Here is a 22,436-nt window from a genome sequence, read left to right as displayed (position 1 = left end):
CGGATCACCGCGGGAGCTTCTCCAGGATCTGAGACAGGCGCGGCGCGACGGTGTCCTTCGCCGAGAGAATCGGCTCCGCCACCGGCCAGACGACTCCCACGTCGGGATCGTTCCACAGGAAGCCGATCTCGTCGGCCGCGTCGTAGAAGTCGGTGCACTTGTACTCGACCTCCGCGACGTCGCTCACCACGCAGAAGCCGTGGGCGAAGCCCGGCGGCACCCAGCACTGCCGGAAGTTTTCGGCGGAGAGCGTGACTCCGATCCACCGCCTGAAGGTCGGCGACGAGCGCCGGATGTCCACCGCGACGTCGAAGATCTCCCCTTCGATCACGCGGATCAGCTTCCCCTGCGGGTGCGCGCGCTGCGCGTGAAGGCCGCGGAGGGTCCCCCGCGTGGAGCGGGAGTGGTTGTCCTGCACGAACCGGGCGTCGATCCCCCCCTCGCGGTACTTGCGCTCGTGGAAGGTCTCGAGGAAGAAGCCGCGCGCGTCGCGGAAGACGTCGGGGTCGACGATCAGGACGTCCCGGAGGTCGGTCGGCGTGATCCTCATCGGGCCTCGCCCCCGGCCACGTACCTGTCCATCCACGCCATGAGGCGCGTGACGGCGTCGAGGCGGTGCCACCGCTCGCGGAAGCCGTGCCCCTCGCGCGGGTAGGCGACGTACTCGACCGGGACCTTCTTCCACCGGAGCGCGGCGTACAGCTCGTCGCTCTGCGACTTCGGGACGCGCTCGTCGTCGGTCCCCTGGAGTATCAGCGTCGGCGTCGCGGCGCGATCGAGGTTGCCGAGGGGGGACCGTTCGCGGCAGAGCGCGGCGTTCTCGTAGCACCAGAGGTCCCAGTGCACGCTCGAGTTCTCCACGGGGATGTCCGAGACGCCGAGGTATGACTCCCAGCTCGTGATGCCGAACATGTCCACGCCGGCGGCGAAGCGGTCCGACCAGCGCGTCACGCCGAGCGCGGTGAAGTAGCCGCCGTAGGATCCTCCGGTGATGCCGACGCGCTTCGGATCCGCCCACCCCTTCGACGCGAGGAAGTCGACGCCGTCGAGAACGTCGGTGAACTCCACCCCACCCAGGTCTCTTTGGTCGGACTTCGCGAAGGCGACCCCGCGACCCGTCGAGCCGCGGTAGTTCGGGAAGAGGACGAGGTACCCGCGCTCCGCGAGCGCCTGCCCCGGATGCGACCAGGCGTTCTGCCACGCGTCGAGGTAGTACGACTCGGGGCCGCCGTGCGCGATCACGACGAGCGGGTAGCGCCGCCCATCCACGAAAGCCACCGGGCGGATCAGTACCGCCTCGATCTCGACGCCGTCCTTCGCGCGGTAGCGGATCGTCTCCTGCGCCCCGACGGGGAGCGGGTCGAGCTGGGGGTTCGACCTCGCGATCGGGTGCGGCGAGGCGGCCGGGCGCAGCGATCCCGACCAGACGTCGGTGGGCGACGCCGCCGTCGCCGCGGCGAGGGCGAATCGGCTCCCGTCGGCGGACCACGTCGAGGAGCTGAAGGCGGCGACGCCGGCGCCGACCACGTCCTGCCACGCGCCCGCCACCGGGTCGACGATCGACACGACGCTCCGCGTGCCCCGCGCGCTCGTCACGTTGATTTTTCCATCGGCGCGCCAGGAGATGGACGTCGAGGACTCCTCGCGGGCGCCGGTGAGGTTGCGCGGAGCGCCCCCCGAGGCCGGGACGACGAAGAGGCTCCCCGTCCACGGATCCGACGCGTCCACGCCCGAGAGCCACGCGATCGTCTTCCCGTCCCGCGACCAGGCGACCTCGGCGATCTTCCCCACCTCCGGCACCAGCTCGCGCCTCGCGCCCGCCCGGGGAAGGATCGCGATCCGTTTCTTCAGGTACGCGTCGTCCGTCCGGTTCAGGTCCGTGACCGTCGCGACGAGCGCCGTCGAGTCGGGCGCCCAGTCGAACTCCCACGCCGAGAGGTCGCCGAGGCTGTCGAGCTTCTCCCCTTTCCCCGTGAGGACGTCCCAGATCCAGAGCCTCCTCGGGAGGAGATTCTGATCGGCGACGCGGGCGTCGTTCCCCGCCTTCTCCTCCCGCTCGCGCGATTCGCTCTTGCGATCCACGGCGAGGCAGGCGATCGACTTGCCGTCGGGGGACCACTCGAAGGCGGTGATCTCGGCCTTCTCGTCGGTCAGCGGCGCCGCCTCTCCTCCCGCGAGCGGGAGGATGTACACGCGCGTCCTCGCGGCGTCCCCCGTCCCGCGCTTCGACATGAAGGCGAGGCGCCCTCCCTCGGGGGACCAGCGGGGACGGGTGTCCTCGGCGTCCGCGGTCGTGAGGCGCTGGGCCTCGCCTCCGCCGAACGGCACGCGCCAGAGGCTGGCCCACGCCGGGCCCGGCTTCGCGTCGTCGGTCCGCCATCGCGAGCGCGTGAAGGCGACGCTCGATCCATCGGGGGAGATCGTCACGCCCGTGACGGCGACCGTGTCGACGATCGCCTCGGGGGTCCACCTCCACGGCGACGGGGAGGCGGCGATCGCGGGGGCCCCGGCCACGCCGATGACGGCGAAGACGAGCGAGACGACGATTGTTTCTCTCATCGCGCCATCTTCCGGGCCTCCGGGCGAAGAGTCAAGGAACGATGTAGCATCGCCGCCATGCGCGTCGTGCTCGTCTCGGGGTGCTCCACGGGCATCGGCCGGTGCCTCGCCGATCGTTTCGCGGCCCTCGGCGACACCGTCGTCGCGGGGGCGCGCAACCCGTGCACGCTCGAGGACCTCGCGGCGCGCCACCCCGGGCGGCTGCACCCGATCGCGTGGGACGTCGCCGACGAAGAGGCGACGCGCGGCGCGGTCGCCTCGACGATCGCGCGGTTCGGCCGCATCGACGTGCTGATCAACAACGCCGGCTACGGCCAGATGGGGCCCCTCGTCGAGCTCTCGCGCGACGCATGGCGCCGGCAGCTCGAGACGAACGTCGTCGGCCTCGCCGACGCGGCGGCGATGGCGGCCCGCCTCCCCGGCGGCATGATCGAGCGCCGAGCGGGGCGCATCGTCAACATCGGATCGATCGTCGGGCGCGTCAGCATCCCCTTTGGCGGCGCCTACGCCGCGACCAAGCACGCCGTCGAGGCGATCTCCGACGCCCTCCGGATGGAGCTCGCGCCCTTCGGCGTCGACGTCGTCCTCGTGGAGCCGGGCCCCATCGAGACGGCCTTCACCGCCACCGCGGGGGGATCCATGACGGAGATCCTCGCCCGGCGCGACAGCCCGTACGAGTACCTTCGAGACGTGCTCGCCGAGAGGGCCTCAAGCGGCCGGCCGATGTCGATGTCGGCCGACGACTGCGCCGGCGCGATCGTGCGCGCCGTCACGAGGCGCCGCCCTCCCACGCGACTCCGCGTCACCGGCCTCGCCTCCCTGATGTTCTGGCTGCGCCGGTTACTCCCCGACCGGGCGATCGATTCGATCCTCAAGCCCCGGTTCGGCCTCTCGGGCCGGGCGCCCCGCTAGATCCCTCAAGGATTCCGCCGAACCGCCGATTCCCGAATCCCATGCGCATCCTCATCGCCGACGACGATCGCGCCTCCCGCCTCGTGCTCGAGAGGACCCTCGCGGGATGGGGCCACGACGTCGTCGTGACGGAGGACGGGGCCTCGGCGCTGGATCGGCTCTCGGCCCCCGACGCGCCGCGCCTCGCCATCCTCGACTGGATGATGCCGGGGATGGACGGCGGAGAGGTCTGCCGCCGCCTCCGGGATCGGGGCGACACCCCCTACATCTATCTCATCCTCCTCACCGGGAGGGACGGCAAGGACGACGTCGCCGAGGGGCTGGCGACGGGCGCCGACGACTACGTGACGAAGCCCTTCCATGCGGCAGAGCTCCGGGGACGCGTCCGCGCCGGCGGCCGGATCCTCGACCTCGAGGCGGCCCTGATCGAGAGGATGCGGGAGCTCCGCGCCGCGGGAGAGCACGTCCGCCAGCTCCAGGGGCTCCTCCCCATCTGCATGCACTGCCGCCGCATCCGGGACGACGGCGACACGTGGAAGAAGCTCGAGAGCTACATCGAGCAGCACACGGGGGCCCTCTTCAGCCACTCGCTCTGCAACGACTGCCTCGCCGCGCACTACCCCGACGTCGACGCCCGCATGAAGTCCAGGGTTTGACAAGGGGGGGCGCCCCCGGCTAGCCTCCCCCGTCGATAGTTCAAACCTGAACTAAACCACAGGCGGGCCGCCTCATGCCGATCGTCGCCCCTCCCATGACGGAAGGCCCCGTTCCCCCGATCTCGACCGCGCTCGTCACGGGCGCCGGCCGCGGCATCGGCCGGGCCGTCGCCACCGCCCTCGCGCGCGCCGGCGCGCGCGTCGCGCTCGTGGCGCGGACCGCCGCGGAGATCGAGGCGGCCGCCGCGGAGATCCGCGCCGGGGCGGGCCGCGACTCGGCGCTCGCCTTCCCCTGCGACGTGACGAACGCGGAGGAGGTCTCCCGCGCCGTCGCCCGCGCCGTCGCGGCCTTCGGTGAGATCGACGCGCTCGTCAACGCGGCCGGGGCGGCCGAGAGCGCGCCGCACGCGCGGACGGCGGACGATCTCGTCGAGCGCATGCTCCGCGTCAACCTCTACGGCCCGCACCACACGATGGGATCCGTCCTTCCCTCGATGACGGCGCGGCGCCGCGGCGCCGTCGTCAGCGTCGCCTCCACCGCCGGCGTGCGCGGCTACGCCTACACCTCGGCGTACACGGCGAGCAAGCACGCGCTCGTCGGCCTGACGCGCGCCGTGGCGGCCGAGGTGGCCGCCTCCGGCGTGCGGGTCAACGCCCTCTGCCCCGGCTTCGTCGACACGGCGCTCCTCGATCGCAGCGTCGACGCGATCGTCGGGAAGACCGGCCGCTCCCGCGACGAGGTCCGCGCGGAGATGGCGAGGATGAACGCCTCGGGACGGCTGCTTCACCCCGACGAGGTCGCCGGCGCCGTGATGTGGCTCCTCGCGGGGGCGGGGGCGTTCCTCAGCGGCGAGGCGATCGTCCTCGAGGGGCTCGCCCCTCCGGATGGGCCCGGCGAGGGGCTGCCGATCCACTCCGAGGCGCTGGGAGCGGCCGCAGGGTACAGCCAGGGGATGCTCTTCCGCGCGGGGCGGACCCTCTTCGTCGCCGGGCAGGTGGCCTGGGACCGGGATCACCGCCTCGTCGGCGGCGCCGACTTCGCCGCCCAGTTCGACGCCGCGCTCGGCAACGTCCTCGCCGTCGTGCGCGAGGCGGGGGGAGGCGCCGGGCAGATCGGGAGGCTCCGGATCTACGTCGCAGACCGCGCGGTGTACGTCGCTTCGCTGAAGGAGGTCGGCCGCGCGTACCGGCGGCACATGGGAGCGCACTATCCCGCCATGGCGCTCGTCGAGGTGCGCCGCCTGCTCGAGGAGGGAGCCCTCGTGGAAATCGAGGCCGAGGCGATCCTGTGAGCCGGCCCCCGTCCCTGGCGCTCTCGCTGTGGGTGCGCCTCATGAAAACGCACGGCCTGATCCTGAACCGCGTGCGCCGGACCCTCGACGGCCGCTGCACGCTCCCGCAGTTCGACGTGATGGCCCAGCTCCACCGCTCCCCGCAGGGGCTCACCTCCCGCGAGATCTCGCGGCGGCTGCTGGTCACCGCCGGGAACGTCACCGGGATCGTCGACCGCCTCGCCGGCGACGGGCTCGTGACGCGCACCATCCAGGCGCACGATCGGCGATCGTCCCGGGTGCGGCTCACGCCGCGAGGCCGGGCCCTCGCCGCGCGGCTGATCGAGCGGCACCGGCTCGACGTCGAGCGGATCCTGGCCGGCGTCCCCGCGAGGCGGCAGGCGGCGCTCCGCGCCCTTCTCGCCGACGCGGCGCGCCGGATCGAAACGCACTTCGAGGGTCGGGCTGAACCGAAGCGCCCCGCCGAGACGCGCCCCGCCGAGAGAAGAAGAGGAGGTCGCCATGCCCGGGCCGAAGACGTTTCTCTATGAGGAGAGCCATCGGGTCGCGCGCATCACGCTCAATCGCCCGGACCGGCGGAACTCCCTGACGTTCGAGATCTACGAGGAGCTCACCGCCACACTGAAGTCGCCCGCGGCGCGCGACGCGGTCCGCGCCGTCGTCCTCCAGGGGGCGGGGCCCGGCTTCTGCTCGGGCGGCGATCACGACGAGATCATCGCCCCTCTTCTCGCGGCCGACGCCGCCCGGCACCGCGCCTTCACGCGCCTCACGTGCGATCTCATCCTCGCGATCCGGAATCTTCCCAAGCCCGTGGTCGCGGCGCTGCACGGCGCCACCGTGGGCGCCGGGGCCGTCCTCGCCGCAGCGTCCGACATCCGCATCGCCGCCGACGACCTGCGCCTCGGCTTCGTCTTCGTCAAGGTGGGCCTCTCCGGCGCCGACATGGGGGCGGCGTGGCTCCTGCCGCGCCTCGTCGGCCTCGGCACGGCGACGCAGTGGCTCCTCACGGGGGAGATCGTCGACGCCCCGGCCGCGCGACGGGCGGGGTTCCTCCACGAGATCGTCCACGCCGAGAACCTGCCGTCCCGCGCGATGGCCTGGGCCGAGAAGCTCGCGAGGGGACCGGCCCGCGCCCTCGCCGTGACCAAGCGTAGCCTGAACCTGGAGGCGTCGATGGACCTCGAGACCGCGATGCGCCACGAGGCCGAGGCGCAGGCGGCCCTCATGGGAGAGGGGGCGTTCGCCGAGGGGTTCCGCGCCTTCAAGGAGAAGAGGGAGCCTGATTTTGACTGACGACCGCGAGATCGACGAGCTGGGGAGAAAGGTCCGGGCCCTCGCGCTCCGCGCCGAAGGCATGGCCGAGCCGCGCACCCCCGCCGAGGAGGACGCGGAGGCGCGCCGCCTCGTGGCGCTCCTCGCCCGTGAAGGGCTCCTCGATCACGAGCGGCTGTCCAATCGCGCCGTCTGCGCGATCCGCGAGGCCCTCGCCTACCAGTCTGGGATCGCGGACGTCGCCTTCGTGATGCAGGGGCTGGGCTCCGGCGCGATCGCGAGAGCCGGCACGCTGGGGCAGAGAGCGGAGTATCTCCCCCACCTCGCCGGCGGCGCGTCGATCGCGGCCATCGCCCTCACCGAAGCGGGGGCCGGCTCGGATCTCACGCTCATCGCGACGCGCGCCCGCCGGGACGGCGACGCGTACGTCGTCGATGGGGACAAGACGCTCATCAGCAACGCCGGCCTCGCGGACGTCTACACCCTCTTCGCGCGGACGGCGGACGACCCGCGGGGCGGCCTGAGCGCCTTCATCGTGCGCGGGGACGACGCAGGGCTCCGCGTGACGGAGCGGTTCCAGGGCCTCGCCCCCCACCCGATCGGCTCTCTCGGCTTCACCGGATGCCGGATCCCGGCCGCCAGGCGCCTCGGGGACGAGGGGGACGGGTTCGCGATCGCGATGAAGGTCCTCGACTTCTACCGGCCGACGGTCGGGGCGGCCGCCGTCGGGATGGCGCGGCGCGCCCTCGACGAGACGATCGCGCACGTGAAGGGCCGCCGGCAGTTCGGCGCGCGCCTCGCGGATCTCGGCGGCGTGCAGGCGATGATCGCCGACATGGCCGTGTCGATCGACGCGGCCGCGCTCCTCGTCGAGCGGGCCGCCCTCGCGATCGACTCGGGGCGGCCGCGCACCGCCCTCGAGTCGGCGATGGCCAAGTACCGGGCGACCGAGACGGCGCAGACGGTCATCGATCGCGCGGTCCAGCTCCGCGGCGGGATGGGGGTGGTGAGAGGGGCCGCCGTCGAGAGGCTCTACCGCGAGGTCCGCGCGCTCCGGATCTACGAGGGGGCCTCCGAGGTCCAGAAGAACATCATCGCGCGCGAGATCCTGAGAGGCGGGGGCGGCGCGTGAAGCTCCTCGAGCCCTTCGACGTGGGGGCGGCTCGCCTCCCGAACCGCGTCGTCCTCACCGCGATGGTGACGCGCTTGTCCGGCGAGGACGGGCACGTCAACCGCGAGATCCGCGACCGCTACGTCCGCTTCGCGAAGGGGGAGCCGGGGCTCATCGTCCTCGAGGCGATGGCGGTGCACGAGGCGAAGTCGGGGCCGCTCCTCCGCATCGGCGACGACCGGTTCCTGCCGGGGCTGACGGATCTCGGCCGGGCGATCCACGACGCCGGGCCGTCGAAGGTCTTCCCGCAGATCATCCACTTCCTCAAGATCTCCCGATCGGGGTGGCGCCAGAAGATCTCGGATCTCACGCTCCCCGAGATCCGATCCATCACGGAGAACTACGCCGCCGCGGCGGAGAGGGCGCGCCGCGCCGGCTTCGACGGCGTCGAGCTCCACATGGCGCACGCCTACACCCTCTCGTCGTTCCTCTCGGCGCGGAACGCCCGCGGCGACGAGTACGGCCGCTCGCTCGAGAACCGGATGCGCCTTCCCACCGAGGTGATCGCCTCCGTCCGCCGCGCCATCGGCGACGGCTTCCCCCTCGGCGTCCGCTTCGACGCCGAGGAGTGCATCAAGGACGGCTACACGATCCTCGACGCGCGGCAGATCGCCCTCCGCTTCGCGCGGCTCGGCGCCGACTACCTGTCGCTCTCGGCCGGCGGGAAGTTCGAGGACGCGATCCACAAGGCCGGCGATCCGCTGTACCCGTACACGGGGTATTCCGGCGATCGGTGCATGCCCCCCGACTCGTATCCCGACGGCGCGAACAACCTGCTGGCCGCCGGCGTGAAGGCATTCCTCCTCGCGCACCGGTCGGCGACGCCGGTCGTGACCACGGGGAAGATCCGCTCCCCCCGCGAGGCCGAGGAGATCCTCGCGCGCGGCGACGCCGATCTCATCGGGATGGCGCGCGCCCTCCTCGCCGATCCCGACTGGACGAAGAAGGTGAAGGAGAACCGCGAGGGGGCGATCGTCCGCTGCATCTATGGAAATGTCTGCAAGAACCTCGACGAGAACTTCAAGAGAGTTCGCTGCGTCCTGTGGCCGGCAGGCTCGCTCCAGGCGCCTCAGAGCTTCGACACCGAAGCCCCCACGTGGCCGTCGGGACGCGAGCTGGTGGCCACGGCGAAGGCGGGGCGCATCAGCCTCTTCTGGAAGCCGGCGGCGGACGGCGAGGCCGTCTACGGCTACGAGGTGCTGCGCGCGGAGGCCGGGGCCGCGGCGGTGCACGTCACGTCGGTGAAGGGGTGCTCGTACAACGACTACGACGTCGTCGCCGGCGTCGCCTACACCTACACGGTGCGGGCCTACGACCTCGCGGGGAACCGGAGCGTCCCGACCGACCCCGCCGGGGCCGTTCTGTCGTACCCTGAGGCGGCTCGGGAGCGCCTGAGCGGGAGGGTCTCTTGAAGGACAAGCTTCTCGATTACCGGAACGAGTTCCCCATCCTCGACACCTGCACGTACATGGTGTCGCACTCCCTCGGCGCGATGCCGAAGGGGGTTCACTCCCGCCTCGCCGACTTCGCGACGCTCTGGGAATCGCGGGGCGTCCTCGCGTGGAGCGACGCGTGGTGGAAGATGTCGCTCACCGTCGGCGACACGCTCGGCGAGATCTTCGGGGCGCCGCCGGGCTCCGTCTGCATGCACCAGAACGTGTCGGTCTGCGAGTCGATCATCGCGTCGAGCCTCGACTTCTCGAGGAAGCGCAACAAGGTCGTCTACACGCAGATGAACTTCCCCAGCGTCATGTACGTGTGGGAGGAGCGGAAGCGCTTCGGTGCGCGCGTCCAGGTCGTGCCGAGCGACGACGGCATCCACATCGATATCGACCGCCTCCTCCACGCCATCGACGAGGAGACGCTCATCGTCCCGATCTCCCACGTGCTCTTCAAGAGCGCCTTCATCGTGGACGCCGCGGCGGTCGTCGAGAAGGCCCACAAGGTCGGCGCCCTCGTCATGCTCGACATGTACCAGTCGGCGGGGACCGTCCCCGTCAACGTCACCGATCTCGGCGTCGACTTCGCCACCGGCGGGTCGGTCAAGTGGCTCTGCGGCGGCCCCGGAGCCGGGTACCTCTACGTCCGCCCCGACATCCAGCCTCAGTTCACTCCCGCCGTCACCGGCTGGGCGGCGCACGCGCAGCCCTTCGCCTTCGAGACCGGCGCCCTCCGCCCTGCCGACGGGATCGCGCGGTACCTCCACGGCACGCCGGTGGTCGCGCCTCTCTACCACGCGCTCCCGGGGTACGAGATCGTGCGCGCCGCCGGCGTCCCGAACATCCGCGCGAAGTCGATGCGCCAGACGGCCCGGATGATCGAGCAGGCGCTCGCCCGCGGCTGGAAGATCAACTCGCCGATGGATCCGGCGCTTCGCGGCGGCACGGTGGTGGTGAACGTGCCGCACTCCGAGGCGGTCGCGGTCGAGCTCGTCGCCCGGAAGTTCATCGTGGATCACCGCCCCGGCGCCGGGATCCGGATCGCGCCTCATTTCTACACGAGGGACGAAGAGTGCGACGCGACGATCGCCGAGATCGGGAAGATCCTCGACACGCGCGCCTACGAGCCGCACCTCGCGGCCGCGCGCGCCGGGCACTGAGGGGAGACGACGTTGGAGAAGAAGAAGGCGGAGTCGTACGGGGCGTACCTCAAGCTCCCCGAGCTCCTGGCGCTCCAGCAGCCGCTCTCCGATCCGACGGAGCACGACGAGCTTCTCTTCATCATCATCCACCAGGTCTACGAGCTCTGGTTCAAGCTGATCCTCCACGAGGCGACGGCGATCCTCGGGGCCGCGGGGCGCGGCGAGACGCGTCGCTGCTCGCGCCACTTCCGGCGGATCATCGAGATCCAGCGGGTGCTCTTGCAGCAGATCTCGGTTCTCGAGACGATGACGCCGGCCGACTTCCTGCGCTTCCGCGATCACCTGAACCCGGCGAGCGGCTTCCAGTCGCACCAGTTCCGGGAGCTGGAGTTCCTCTCGGGGATGAAGGACGCTTCGACCTTCCCGCACCTGAAGCTGCTCCCGGAGGATCGCGCGCGTTTGGAGCGGCGGCTGGTGGAGCCGGATCTGCGCGATGCGTTCGATCAGCTTCTGGGCTTCGGGGGGTTCGTCGTCTCGGAGCCGCGGCGCGAGTCACGCATCGAGGCGCTCAAGACGATCTACAACTCGCCGTCGTCGCACCACGATCTGTACGACCTCTGCGAGGCGATGATCGAGTACGACGAGAACTTCCAGCTCTGGCGGTACCACCACGTGCTGATGGTCGAGAGGATGATCGGCCACAAGATCGGCACCGGCGGCAGCGAAGGGGTCGGGTATCTCACGGCCACGCTCAAGAAGCGGTGCTTCCCGGAGCTGTGGGAGGCGCGCACGCATCTGGGGACGGGCGGGTACGGGGGCTGAGCCTCGCACTCCTCCAACACAGCGCTACGAGAGAATTGAGGCGCCGCAATTCGCCCTCCCTACGTGTCCGGCGAGTTCCTCGGTCTCCTCCGACGGTAGAACACCAAAGCAACAACACCGCTCAGAAAGAACCCCCACGCGGCGATGAGCCGGACCGTTGTCGGTGGATTCCCTATCCATACCGCCGCAGAGGCCTAGCCCGAAGAACCAAGTGTAGAGTGACAGCAATCTGCGCTTGAAGAGAACCGCTTCCGCCCAACCGATGAGGAAGATCACCGCCAGTAGCAAGACGCGCGCTGTCATCGGATCTCCGTGCGGTAAGGCCCTCGAATCGACGTCCACGAAGGCGATTATCATTGAACGTCGCCGCATTGCTGCCTCGCCCTATACTCCGGAGCGCTCGCGAACACGGTGAGCGCCCCCGACACACCAAGGAGCCCCGCTCCGATCGTCACGCCCGCCGCCTTCCAGGTGAGACCTTCCTCCAGCAACTCGGCGCTAGCCGATGCCTTTCAAGAGTAGTCTGCCAGAAAAGTGCCCTGACTGCCGAGACACTTGCCATAGGCAATTGGACCCGATGAGAGAGCGGCCTTCAAGCCAGGACTCACCGCGACGCCAACCCCGACCGCTTGGAGGTTGTTAGCGACGGAGTAGACACTGAATTCTGGGATGACGACATCTGCCAAGAGGAAACCAAACTTGTCTTCCAAGAGATTCCGGACGCATTGCTCCTTCGTCTGCGGTTTACTCTTCTTCACGGGGCGTCGTCGTCACCGCGCCGATCTTGTCGACACTTGTTGACAACTGTAGACACGAACGGCCGCCAGGCAGTGACCTCCCCCCGGCGGACGCATGTCATCATCCAGATGCCTTCGCGGTTCCAAGCTGCGTCGATGGAGGCAAGAAGACAGATGATGAAGATCTTGCGCCTGCTCGTCCTCTCGAGTGCCCTCAGCGCGGCGTTCCCTTCCGTGCACGCAGCTTCCGAGATCCGCCCCTCCGGCGCGGATCTGAAAAAGACTGCGCTCGACTACCTCTCGTCCGAGCGGGCGCGGCAGGTTGAAGGAGTCACGGCGAAAGAGGTCGAGGCCTCCCTGGCGTTCCTGACGGACACCGCGGTCTACGAGCATCCGAAGGCCGGCGCGCGCATCGAAGGGAAGGAATCGATTCGACGCGGGATGCTCGGGCACGCCGGCTCCATCCGGAACCCGCATGACGAGGTGCTCTCGGCGGTCGTCGGCTCCGGCGTCGTCGTTCTCGAGCTGCACCAGTCGTTCGAGTTCCAGGACGAGACCGGCTGGAAGGATCGCGCGTTCGATACGGCCAAGGTTTTCGAGTTCGACGGCGACAAGATTCGGCGCATCATCGACTATCGGTAGCGCGAGCGGCCATAACGAACTTCTCCCCGCCCCGGCGATGTGACATAGTTTCCGCCGCCATGACCGACGGACCGCGCGACATCGCCTTCCCCGAGCGCTTCAACCTCGCGCGCTACCTCCTCGACGACCGAATCGCCGAGGGCCGCGGCGACGCGCCGGCCGTCTACGAGGGCGATCGCGTCTACACCTACCGTGACGTCCAGGCGCTCGCGAACCGGGCGGGCAACGTCCTCAGGGATCTCGGCGTCTCCCCCGAGGACCGCGTCCTCATCGTCCTTCCGGACGGGATCGAGTTCGTCGCCACGTGGTTCGGCGCGCTGAAGGTCGGCGGCGTCTTCGCCATGGCGAACACCATCCATCCCGCGAGCGACTACGCCTACTACCTCGAGTACACCCGCGCCCCCGTCGCCGTGATCTCCGCCGAACTCCTCCCGAAGTTCGAGGAAGTACTTCCGACCGCGCGCCACCTCGAGTGGCTCCTCGTCGTCGAGCCGCGAGGCGCCGCGCACACGACGAGACATCCCTCGTTCTGGAAGAAGCTCGAGGAAGCCGACGACGATCTCGTAACCTACGACACCCACCGCGACGACATCGCGGGGTGGCTCTTCACGTCGGGGACGACCGGCCACCCGAAGGCCGCTGTCCACTTCCACCGCGACTTCGCCTTCAACATCGAGACGTACGCGAAGCAGGTCGTCGGCTACACCGCGAAGGACGTCACTCTGAGCGTCCCGAAGCTCTTCTTCGGCTACGCGACCGGAACGAACCTGATGTTCCCGTTCGCCGCCGGCGGCGCGACGGCCCTCTATCCGGAGCGCGCCGCCCCCGAGAAGATCTTCGAGATGATCGAAAAACATCGCCCCACCGTCCTCACCTCGGTGCCGACGATGATCAACTCGATGCTCCAGTCCCCCGGCGCCGCCGCGCGGGATCTCTCTTGCCTCAGGGTCTGCCTCTCCGCCGGCGAAGCTCTCCCCGCCGAGCTGTACCGCCGCTGGATCGACACCTTCGGCGTCGAGATCCTCGACGGGATCGGATCGGCGGAGATGTTCCACATCTACATCTCGAACCGGTTCGGCGAGGTGACGCCGGGATCCCTCGGGCGCCTCGTCCCCGGGTACGACGCGCGCGTCGCGGGGCCGGACGGCGCGGACGTGCCGATCGGCCAGACGGGGACGCTCTGGGTCCGCGGCGGATCGACCGCCCTCTGCTACTGGCAGGACCGGGGGAAATCGCGCGAGACCTTCCGCGGCGACTGGTGCGTGACGGGGGACCAGTTCCGCCGGGACGACAGGGGGCTCTTCTGGTACGAGGGGCGCACCGACGACATGCTGAAGGTGTCGGGGATCTTCGTCTCCCCTCTCGAGATCGAGGAGTGCCTGTACCGACACGACGCCGTGAAGGACGTCTGCGTCGTCGGGGGCGCCGATCGCGAGGGCCTGACGCGCCCGCGCGCGTACGTGACGGTGCGCGAGGGGGCCTCCCCTTCCGAGGCGCTCGCGCGGGAGCTGAAGGACCTCGCGAAGAAGAACCTCTCGCCGTACAAGTACCCGCGCTGGGTCTGCTTCGTCGAGGACCTGCCTCGGAGCGATCGCGGGAAGGTGCAGCGGAAGCTCATCCGCGAGGGGTATCCCCTGACGCCCATCCACGCGGAGATCGATCTCGGGGGGAAGGAGTGACGCTGGCGTTCGCCCGCCTCACCTACCCCGAGGCGGAGGCGGCGGCGAAGCGCGGCGCCGTGCTCATCCTCCCGGTGGCGTCGGTGGAGCCTCACGGGCCGCACCTTCCGCTGGACACCGATGCCGTCATCGCCGAGGGGATGGCCGAGCGGGCGGCGGCCACGCTTCGCGGCGAGGGGATGGAAGGCTACGTCCTCCCGACGCTCGCCTACGCCGTCACCGACTTTGCGCGCGGCTTCGGCGGCGTGGTCTCGATCTCGCGAGCGACCGCGGTCTCGATGCTGACGGAGGTCGTCACGGCGCTCGTCGGCCAGGGGTTCCGGCGCGTCGTGATCGCGAACGCGCATCTCGAGCCGGCTCACCTCGAGTCGATCCGCGAGGCCGTGGCCGCAATCCGCGCGGCGACGGGCGTCGAAACGCTCTTCCCCGATCTGACATCGAAGCGGTGGGGACGGATGCTCGGCGCGGAGTTCCGCTCGGGCGCGTGCCACGCCGGGAGCTTCGAGGGCTCGATGGTCCTGGCGAGGCGCCCCGAAGGTGTGAAGGGGGAGATCATGACGTCGCTGCCGCCGAACCCAACGAGCCTCTCGAAAAAGATTCTGGAGGGCGCCACCGACTTCCGGTCGGCCGGAGGGGATCGCGCGTACTTCGGCGACCCCGCGGCGGCCACGGCCGAGGAGGGGGAGCTGCTGCTCGACGTCCTCGCCGGGATCCTCGTCACCGCGGTGCGCGAGGGGCGATCGGAGTGACGCGCGCGATCGCGGGGCTCGTCGTGGCCCTGACCCTCATGGGCTCCGCGCTCGCGGCGGACGCGCCCCCCGCCCCCTGGATCGTCGGCTACCACGGCTACGCCTTCCTCGACGTGAACCGCCAGGAGGCGACGTCCACGGAGCGCGACTTCCAGTCCGAGAACCACCTGATGGTCTTCGCGAGCCGCCCGTGGGGGCGCGGGACGCTCCAGCTCCTCGGCACCTTCACCCTCGAGCCGGCGACGTACCGTCCCGAGGGGGAGCCCGAGCTGTTCCAGCGCGGCGAGACCTTCGACGGCATCCTCCTCGTGGACCGGCAGCACCCGCACGACCTTTTCACGCAGATCGCGGCGTCGTGGCGGACGCCTCTCGGCGCGAGCCGATCGTTCCGCCTCTACGTCGCGCCGCGCGGCGAGCCGGCCATCGGCCCCGTCGCCTACCCGCACCGACTCTCGGCGTCCTTGAACCCGACGGCCCCGCTCGCGCACCACAACCAGGACTCGACGCACGCGTCGCAGGACGTCATCACGGCGGGGTTCGACCTCTCGCGCTTCACGATCGAGGCGTCGGGGTTCCACGGCCGCGAGCCCGACGCGAACCGGTGGGACCTCGAGCAGGGACGCGTCGACTCGTACTCGGGGCGCGTCGTCTTCCGCGCGACCAGCGCGCTCTCGTTCCAGGTCTCCTCGGCCCGGCGCGAGCACCCCGAGGAGCTCGAGCCGGGGGCGCAGACGCGGACGACCGGGTCCGGGATGTACGAGCACACGCTCACCGACGGGTTCATCGCGGTGACGGCGACCGTCGGAAAGGACCAGACCCCCGAGGGGCAGGAATGGGGGAACGGCGTCGAGGCGGCGTGGAAGTTCCGGAAGACGAACTCCGTGTACACGCGCATCGAAGGGGTGACGCGGGATCTCTTCGAGCTGGCGAACAAGAGGCAGCGCCCTGCGGGGGTCGCGGCGGACAGGACGATGATCGAGGCGGCCACCTTCGGCTACGCGCGATCGATCCCGCTTCTCGTCGAGGCCGGGACCGATCTCGGCGCCGACGTGACGGTGTACCGCTTCACCTCGCGCCTCGACCCGGTTTACGGGGACCGCCCGGTCTCCTGTCATTTCTACTTGAAGGTTTCGTTCGCGTCGAAGGGGGCTTCGGGGCACGAGCATCACCACTAGGCGCCGGCGGCTTCGGCTGGGTGGCGAGCGGCTGAGCCATGGCCGGAAACGTGCGGCTCGGCGCGTCGAAGGCCCCCGGCACCTTCTTCCGGAAATCGCGCGGCACGCTCGAGACGAACTCGAGGGGCTTCCCCGTGACGGGGTGCGTGAACCCCAGCACCCACGCGTGGAGGAAAAGGCGCTCGGCCCTCTCCGCGCCGTAGAGGACGTCCCCCGCGATCGGGTGCCCCGCCTCCGCGAAGTGGACGCGGATCTGGTGCTTCCTCCCCGAGAGGAGCTTCACCTCGAGGGCGCTCACCCCGTTCCCCTCGCCGCGCTTGCGGTACCGCGTGATCGCGTCCTTCGCCGCCTCCCGGAGCGACTCGGGATCTTTCGGCGTGATGCTGCGCACGCGGTGCATCGGCTCATCGAGGGGGACGAGGCGGCTCCGAATCTCCCCTTCGTCCTTCAGGATCGTTCCCTCGACGATGGCGGCGTACCGGCGATCGATCGTGTGCCGCTCGAAGAGGGCCTTGAGGGATCTCTTCACCCCCTCGGTCTTCGCAAAGACGAGGAGCCCCGAGGCGCGCTCGTCGAGGCGGTGCACGAGATGAATCGACTCGTCCTTCGCGCGCGCCTTCAGCATCCGCCTCAGCGACGACCAGAGCGACTCCTCGCCTTTCGAGCGCGCGGAGACGGTGATGAGGCCGGCGGGCTTTTCGGCGACGATCAGGTGCTCGTCCTCGAAGAGGATCGGGACCGGCGGGGCCGCCGCCTCGGCGGCCCGGGGGAGGACGGTGATCTTCGCCCCGTCGGGGATCTCGTCGTTCCCGCGCCGGGCCACGCGCCCGTCGACGAGGACGCGGCTGTGCTCGAGGATCTGCCGGAGCGTGCGCCGCGACGCGCCGGGGATGACGGTCTCGAGGCGATCGAGGAGCGAGGGCAGGGTGAGAGCCTCCGAAGGGTGGACGTGAATTTTACCTGCCCGGCACTTTACTAGCCCGGCACCTTACCAACCCCGCACTTTACCAACGATGATACGCGGGGTGCCCCTCCGTGACGGCGACGAACGTCGCGCGGCAGCTCGCGGTGACCTTCCCGTTCGCCTCGATCGTCGCCTCGACCACGGCGCGATCCTCCTCCGACTCGACGACGCGCGCGCGGATCGTCAGCGTGGCCGCGATCGGCGTGGGCCGCTTCAACGTGACGTGGAATTCGGCGGTGACCGTGGACGGAAGCGCCGCCGCGCCGCGCGCCTTCATGAGATGGCGCGCCGCCGTCCAGTTGCTGTGGCAGTCGAGGAGCGCGCCGCAGATGCCGCCGCTCACCACCCCTTCGAACGCGAGGTGATGGGGGGAGGCCTTCCACTCGGCGACCACCTCGTCGCCCCGCTCGAAGCTCCGGATGCGGAGCCCCTTCTCGTTCGCGGGGCCGCAGCCGAAGCACATGTTGTTCGGGGCGTACGTCTCCTGAAGGCTCTTCGTCACGGGCGGGTCTCCTCGATCTCCTTGAGCCTCACGCGCGCATCCACGGCGGCGGACGCTCCGCGCGTCTCGGCGGCGAAGAAGGGGTTCACGTCGAGCGCTTCGATCGAAGGGTGGTCCGAGATCAGCCGGCTGAGGCGCAGGAGCATCTCCTCGAGGACCGCGAGATCGACCGGCTTTTCCCCGCGCACCCCCGCGAGGATCGGGAAGCCGCGGACGCCGCGGACCATGTCCCCCGCCTCCCGGTCGGTCAGGGGGAGGATTTTGAACGTGACGTCCTTGAGGACCTCGACGTAGACGCCGCCGAGGCCGAACATCGCGAGCGGGCCGAACTGAGAGTCGTGCGTGACGCCGAAGATCACCTCGCGCCCGGCCGTCATCTTCTGCGCGAGGATGCGGGATCCCTCGCCGAACCTCGCCAGATCCTTCGCCATCTTGCGATACGCGGCCCCCGCCTCGTCGCCGTTCCGCAGATCGACGCGCACGCCGCCCGCCTCGGTCTTGTGGCTGAGCGCCGTCGCCACGACCTTGAGCACGATCGGGTACCCGGCGTCGAGGCCGAAGGCGATCGCCTCGGCCTCCGAGGCGACGACGCGGCGCGCGGCCGTGGGGATGCCGGCGGCGTCGAGGAGGTCGAGCGATTCGACCAGGCTCAGATCCCTGCGGCCGGCGGCGCGCGCCCCCGCGAGGATTCCCGAGGCCGCGGCGCCGTCGAGGTCGAGCGCGACGACGTTGCCCGCCTCGCGCGCCCGGAGGGCCCGGCACCGCTCCATCGACGCGAGCCCGACGGCTGCGAGCTCCGGGAAGACGTAGACGGGGATGCCGGCCGCGTCGAAGACCTTGCGACCTTCTTCCTGTCCGAGCTTCCCCATGAAGCACATCGCGACCGGCTTGTCGGTGCCGCGCGTCGCCTCGACGATGGCGACGGCCACCGAGTGCGCGTCGATCATGATCGGCGAGACGAAGATGACGAGGAGGGCGTCGACGTTGGGATCTCCCGCCGCGATCTTCACCGCGGCGCGGTAGCGATCGTCGCGGGCCGAGGCGATGAGGTCGATCGGGTTGGCGGGGGTCGCCTCCGGGGGGAGCACGGCGCGCAGCGCGTCGAGCGACGCGGGGGCGAGCGGCGGGAGGCTCATCCCGAGGTTCTCTAGGGCGTCGGCGGCGAGGATGCCGGGCCCGCCGGCGTTCGTGACGACGGCGACCCGCTTGCCGCGCGGGAGCGGCTGCGTGGCGAGCGCCTGGGCGAAGACGAACATCTCCTGGATCGTCGAGGCTCGCAGGACGCCGCACTGATCGAGGAGCGTCTCGACGGCCACGTCGAGCCCGGCGAGGGCGCCCGTGTGGGTCCCGGCGGCGCGCGCCCCCGCGGCCGATCGCCCGGCCTTCACCGCGAGGATCGGCTTCGTGCGCGTGATGCGCTGCGCGAGCTGGCGGAACTTCCGCGGGTTTCCGAACGACTCCAGGTACAGCAGGATCAGCGACACGCTGTCGTCGTCGGCCCAGTACTCGAGGAGGTCGTTGCCGGAGATGTCGGTCTTGTTGCCGACGCTCGCGAACATCGAGACGCCCAGGCCCATCTCGCGCGCGTGCGCGAGGATCGCCTCGCCGAGGGCGCCGCTCTGGGAGACGAAGCCGATCTTCCCCGGGAGCGGCTTTGCCCGCGCGAAGGTGGCGTTCAGGCTGATCCGGCTCTCGGTGTTGATGACGCCCATGCAGTTCGGGCCGATCATCCTCATGCCGTGGTGGCGGACCTTGTCCCTCAGCTTCGCCTCCAGGCGACCTCCCTCCTCCCCCGCCTCCTTGAAGCCGGCGGTGATCACCACGAGCCCCTTCACCCCCTTGCGCCCGCACTCCTCGACGGTGTCGAGGACGAGGTCGCGCCTCACCACGACCACGGCGAGATCGACGGGATCGGGGATGTCCAGGACGCTCGGGTACGACTTGAGCGAGTGGACCATCGGAGATCGGGGGTTCACCGGGAAAATCGGGCCGTTGTAATCCCCCTCCAGGAGGTTGTGGAGGATCTCGCGCCCGATCGAGCTCTTGTCGCGCGAAGCGCCGATGACGGCGACGGAGCGCGGGCGGAAGATCGGGTCGAGGGAACGGGCGTTCGGCAAGCGATTCGGGCCTCCAGCGGCGCGGCTGAAGGGTATACTTTCCCGAGGGGAGGGGGCATGGGCCGGGCGAAAGCGGGGATTGCGGTGGGGATCGCCCTCCTGCTCGCCTTCCTCACGCAGGGCCGCCTCCCGGCCTCGAACGAAGGGTTCTACTCCCAGACGCATGTCTTCGCCGCCGGCGCGCGCCCGCGGGGTTTCAACATGCTCGCCCTCCCGCCGCGCAGCTCCTACCAGGGGCGGTTCGGGCTGACGAAGCTCTGCGCGGATCTGCACCTCGGCCCCGACGGCGAGATCATCCAGTTCGACGGCCAGGGTCAGATCTTCTCGCACTCGTGCGCCTCGGCGGCGCCGCAGTTCCAGCTCCTCGACGGGCGCGGCGTCGTCGTCCTCGACATCATCGCGCGGGACGGCGCCCTCGCGGGGACGGACGTCCTCTTCAAGACGCTGCCCATCTCGGACCTCGGGACGGCGCCGAAGGGGATCAACCTGTATCCGGTGGACTACCACACCGCCCTCTTGACCCCCGAGGATCTCTGCCTCGACTGCGGTCTCAGCGCCTCGGCGATCGTCACCCGGATCGACGCCGGCTCCGGCGGCGTCCTCTCGCACGGCTGCGGGCAGGTCCCCGGATGGAACCTCGTCCCCGGTGAGGCGGTCCTCGTCATCGAGGACCAGGGCCCCAGGAGCTGCTCACCCCCTCACCTCTGAGCCGCCCTCGACGATTTCGACGCTAACGCCCGGCCCGTCATGGAGTTGGCTTGACCGCGGTCGGATCCTGCGCTATCTGTATCCGCCCCCGACCCCACAGAGGAGAGCCCGGCACGCATGAAGATCCTTGGACTGGCCTACGAGACGCACGAGAGCGGCGCGGCGCTGCTCGAGGACGGCCGGATCCTCGCCGTCATCAACGAGGAGCGCCTCACGCGCGTGAAGATGGACGAGGCGGCCCCCGCCCTGAGCGCCCTCGAGTGCCTCCGGATCGCCGGCGTCAAGGCGTCTCAGATCGACGTCATCGCCCTCTCGGGGTTCGAGCCCGCGAAGAAGCTGAGGCACTACGCGTCGTACATCTACAAGCCCTTCCTCTACACGAAGGGGAAGAGCATGTCGATGACCGTCTTCCCCAACGGCTCGGTCGTCGGCGGGCCGCTCGCGTACCTGTACAACGCCGCTCTCTCGACGGGCATCCCGCAGTACACGCTGATCTACAAGCGGCGCCTCGCGAAGGTCCTCGCGAAGCTCCCTGGGTTTCGCGGGCGCATCGTTCACGTCCCTCACCACGACTGCCACTCGGCGACGTCGTACTTCACCGGGCCGTACCGGGAGTGCCTGAGCGCGGTCGTGGAGGGGTCCGACTGGGAGCACAGCTTCGTCATCGAGACGGTGAAGGACGGCGAGTTCCGGCGCGTCGCCGCCACGCCCTGGCCCCACTCCCCCGGCGCCTTCTACAAGCTCATCACGCGCATCCTGGGATTCAACCCGCGGCGCCACGCCGGGAAGATCACAGGCCTCGCCGCCTACGGCGACCCCGACAGGGAGTACGACAAGGTCCGCGCGCTGATGTGGACCGAGGGGATGGAGCTGCGGGTCAGCCCCCTCGTCTTCTCGCTCCACACCGAGTACGTCCGGACGAAGAAACTCCCCTCGTACTTCGGCTCACCGAAGCGCGAGGACCTGTCCGCCGCCTTCCAGCGGGTCCTCGAGGAGACCGTCACCCTCGCGATCCGGCGCGCCGTCGAGGCGACCGGCCAGAAGAACATCATCCTCGCCGGCGGCGTCTGCGCGAACGTGAAGATGAACCAGAGGATCCAGGGGATCCCCGGCGTGACGGGTGTCTCGATTCACCCCGGCATGGGCGACACCGGCCAGCCCCTCGGCGCGGCGCTGAAGGCCTGGGACCGCGAGCTCCGCAAGAACGGGAAGCGCCTCGAGCCGAAGGCGATCCCGCACGTCTACCTGGGGCCCGAGTACAGCGACGCCGAGATCGAGTCGGAGCTGAGGGCGCACGGCCTCGCGTACGAGAGGCCCGAGGACCCCGCGAGGACGGCCGCCGAGGCGATCCACGCCGGGAAGGTCGTCTGCCGCTTCAACGGGAAGATGGAGTACGGCCCGCGCGCGCTCGGGAACCGCTCGATCCTGTACCACGCCCGCGACGCGACGATCAACGACTGGCTCAACAAGGCGCTCAAGCGGACCGAGTTCATGCCCTTCGCGCCGTCCACGCTCATCGACTACGCCGACCAGTGCTACCTGAACGTCGCGCCGTCGAAGTACGCGGCGGAGTTCATGACGATCACGTACGACTGCACCGACTGGATGAAGAAGAGCTGCCCCGCCGTCGTCCACGTGGACGGCACCGCGCGGCCCCAGTTCGTCACGAAGGAACAGAACCCGTCGTACTACCGCCTCATCGACGAGTACCGGAAGCTCTCGGGGGTCCCCGCCGTCGTGAACACCAGCTACAACATGCACGAGGAGCCGATCGTCTGCTCCCCGAACGACGCCGTGCGGGCCTTCCTGCAGTCGGGGCTCGACTACCTGGCGATCGGGCCGTTCTGGGTGAAGGGGAACGGAAGGGCAGCGAAGTAGGCGGCGCCGGACATGAATCG

19 protein-coding genes and 1 pseudogene are annotated in these 22,436 nt (G+C 70.0%); 15 read left to right on the top strand and 5 right to left on the bottom strand.

What is annotated here, in order from left to right:
• Positions 1-4: 4 nt before the first annotated feature.
• Complete coding sequence (rfbC, locus tag HY049_19885; GenBank protein ID MBI3451160.1) at positions 5-550, bottom strand: dTDP-4-dehydrorhamnose 3,5-epimerase; 546 nt, start codon at positions 548-550, stop codon at positions 5-7.
• Positions 547-2,559 (bottom strand): S9 family peptidase, encoded by a 2,013-nt coding sequence (locus tag HY049_19880; protein ID MBI3451159.1) that lies wholly within the window; start codon positions 2,557-2,559, stop codon positions 547-549. Before HY049_19880 ends, rfbC begins: the two co-directional genes overlap by 4 nt.
• A gap of 57 nt (positions 2,560-2,616) precedes the next feature.
• Between HY049_19880 and HY049_19875 the strand changes: the two genes are divergently transcribed.
• From HY049_19875 to HY049_19815, 13 genes and pseudogenes are all read left to right on the top strand, one after another.
• A complete protein-coding gene (locus HY049_19875; GenBank protein MBI3451158.1) occupies positions 2,617-3,471 on the top strand; it encodes an SDR family oxidoreductase in 855 nt (284 codons plus the stop codon).
• A gap of 41 nt (positions 3,472-3,512) precedes the next feature.
• Complete coding sequence (locus HY049_19870) at positions 3,513-4,127, top strand: response regulator (GenBank protein MBI3451157.1); 615 nt, start codon at positions 3,513-3,515, stop codon at positions 4,125-4,127.
• Positions 4,128-4,201: 74 nt separating this feature from the next.
• On the top strand, positions 4,202-5,419 hold the full coding sequence (locus HY049_19865) for an SDR family NAD(P)-dependent oxidoreductase (protein ID MBI3451156.1): 1,218 nt from the start codon (positions 4,202-4,204) through the stop codon (positions 5,417-5,419).
• A gap of 41 nt (positions 5,420-5,460) precedes the next feature.
• Positions 5,461-5,724 (top strand): annotated as a pseudogene (locus HY049_19860) (MarR family transcriptional regulator).
• A gap of 196 nt (positions 5,725-5,920) precedes the next feature.
• Positions 5,921-6,712, top strand: coding sequence for an enoyl-CoA hydratase/isomerase family protein (locus HY049_19855; protein ID MBI3451155.1), 792 nt, complete (start codon positions 5,921-5,923; stop codon positions 6,710-6,712).
• Complete coding sequence (locus tag HY049_19850) at positions 6,705-7,823, top strand: acyl-CoA dehydrogenase family protein (GenBank protein ID MBI3451154.1); 1,119 nt, start codon at positions 6,705-6,707, stop codon at positions 7,821-7,823. The genes HY049_19855 and HY049_19850 overlap by 8 nt, the downstream gene beginning before the upstream one ends.
• Positions 7,820-9,274, top strand: coding sequence for an NADH:flavin oxidoreductase (locus HY049_19845; protein ID MBI3451153.1), 1,455 nt, complete (start codon positions 7,820-7,822; stop codon positions 9,272-9,274). Before HY049_19850 ends, HY049_19845 begins: the two co-directional genes overlap by 4 nt.
• 56 nt (positions 9,275-9,330) lie before the next feature.
• Entirely contained in the window at positions 9,331-10,461 is a 1,131-nt protein-coding gene (locus HY049_19840; protein MBI3451152.1) for an aminotransferase class V-fold PLP-dependent enzyme, read from the top strand.
• A gap of 12 nt (positions 10,462-10,473) precedes the next feature.
• A complete protein-coding gene (locus HY049_19835; GenBank protein MBI3451151.1) occupies positions 10,474-11,265 on the top strand; it encodes a tryptophan 2,3-dioxygenase in 792 nt (263 codons plus the stop codon).
• 914 nt (positions 11,266-12,179) lie between these two features.
• Positions 12,180-12,644: a nuclear transport factor 2 family protein gene (locus HY049_19830; protein MBI3451150.1), complete on the top strand. Its 465-nt coding sequence runs from the start codon at positions 12,180-12,182 to the stop codon at positions 12,642-12,644.
• 59 nt (positions 12,645-12,703) lie between these two features.
• Positions 12,704-14,323 carry a benzoate-CoA ligase family protein gene (locus tag HY049_19825; protein MBI3451149.1) on the top strand — a complete coding sequence of 540 codons (1,620 nt, stop codon included), beginning with the start codon at positions 12,704-12,706 and terminating at the stop codon, positions 14,321-14,323.
• 2 nt (positions 14,324-14,325) lie between these two features.
• A complete protein-coding gene (locus HY049_19820; GenBank protein MBI3451148.1) occupies positions 14,326-15,072 on the top strand; it encodes a creatininase family protein in 747 nt (248 codons plus the stop codon).
• On the top strand, positions 15,069-16,247 hold the full coding sequence (locus tag HY049_19815; GenBank protein ID MBI3451147.1) for a hypothetical protein: 1,179 nt from the start codon (positions 15,069-15,071) through the stop codon (positions 16,245-16,247). Before HY049_19820 ends, HY049_19815 begins: the two co-directional genes overlap by 4 nt.
• On the opposite strand, the gene HY049_19810 is transcribed toward HY049_19815, so the two are convergent.
• The 3 genes from HY049_19810 to HY049_19800 all read right to left on the bottom strand — a co-directional run bounded on the left by HY049_19810 (position 16,138) and on the right by HY049_19800 (position 19,830).
• Entirely contained in the window at positions 16,138-17,070 is a 933-nt protein-coding gene (locus HY049_19810; GenBank protein MBI3451146.1) for an RluA family pseudouridine synthase, read from the bottom strand. The genes HY049_19815 and HY049_19810 overlap by 110 nt on opposite strands.
• A gap of 181 nt (positions 17,071-17,251) precedes the next feature.
• On the bottom strand, positions 17,252-17,674 hold the full coding sequence (locus HY049_19805; GenBank protein ID MBI3451145.1) for a PaaI family thioesterase: 423 nt from the start codon (positions 17,672-17,674) through the stop codon (positions 17,252-17,254).
• 35 nt (positions 17,675-17,709) lie between these two features.
• Positions 17,710-19,830, bottom strand: coding sequence for an acetate--CoA ligase family protein (locus tag HY049_19800; GenBank protein MBI3451144.1), 2,121 nt, complete (start codon positions 19,828-19,830; stop codon positions 17,710-17,712).
• Positions 19,831-19,887: 57 nt separating this feature from the next.
• Between HY049_19800 and HY049_19795 the strand changes: the two genes are divergently transcribed.
• Together HY049_19795 and HY049_19790 are read left to right on the top strand one after the other, a co-directional pair.
• Positions 19,888-20,538: a hypothetical protein gene (locus HY049_19795; protein ID MBI3451143.1), complete on the top strand. Its 651-nt coding sequence runs from the start codon at positions 19,888-19,890 to the stop codon at positions 20,536-20,538.
• Positions 20,539-20,655: 117 nt separating this feature from the next.
• Entirely contained in the window at positions 20,656-22,416 is a 1,761-nt protein-coding gene (locus HY049_19790; protein MBI3451142.1) for a carbamoyltransferase, read from the top strand.
• The last annotated feature ends 20 nt before the right edge of the window (positions 22,417-22,436 follow it).

This window comes from Acidobacteriota bacterium (assembly GCA_016195325.1).
GTDB lineage: Bacteria > Acidobacteriota > Polarisedimenticolia > JACPZX01 > JACPZX01 > JACPZX01.
This window is presented reverse-complemented; position numbering and strand designations above follow the sequence as displayed.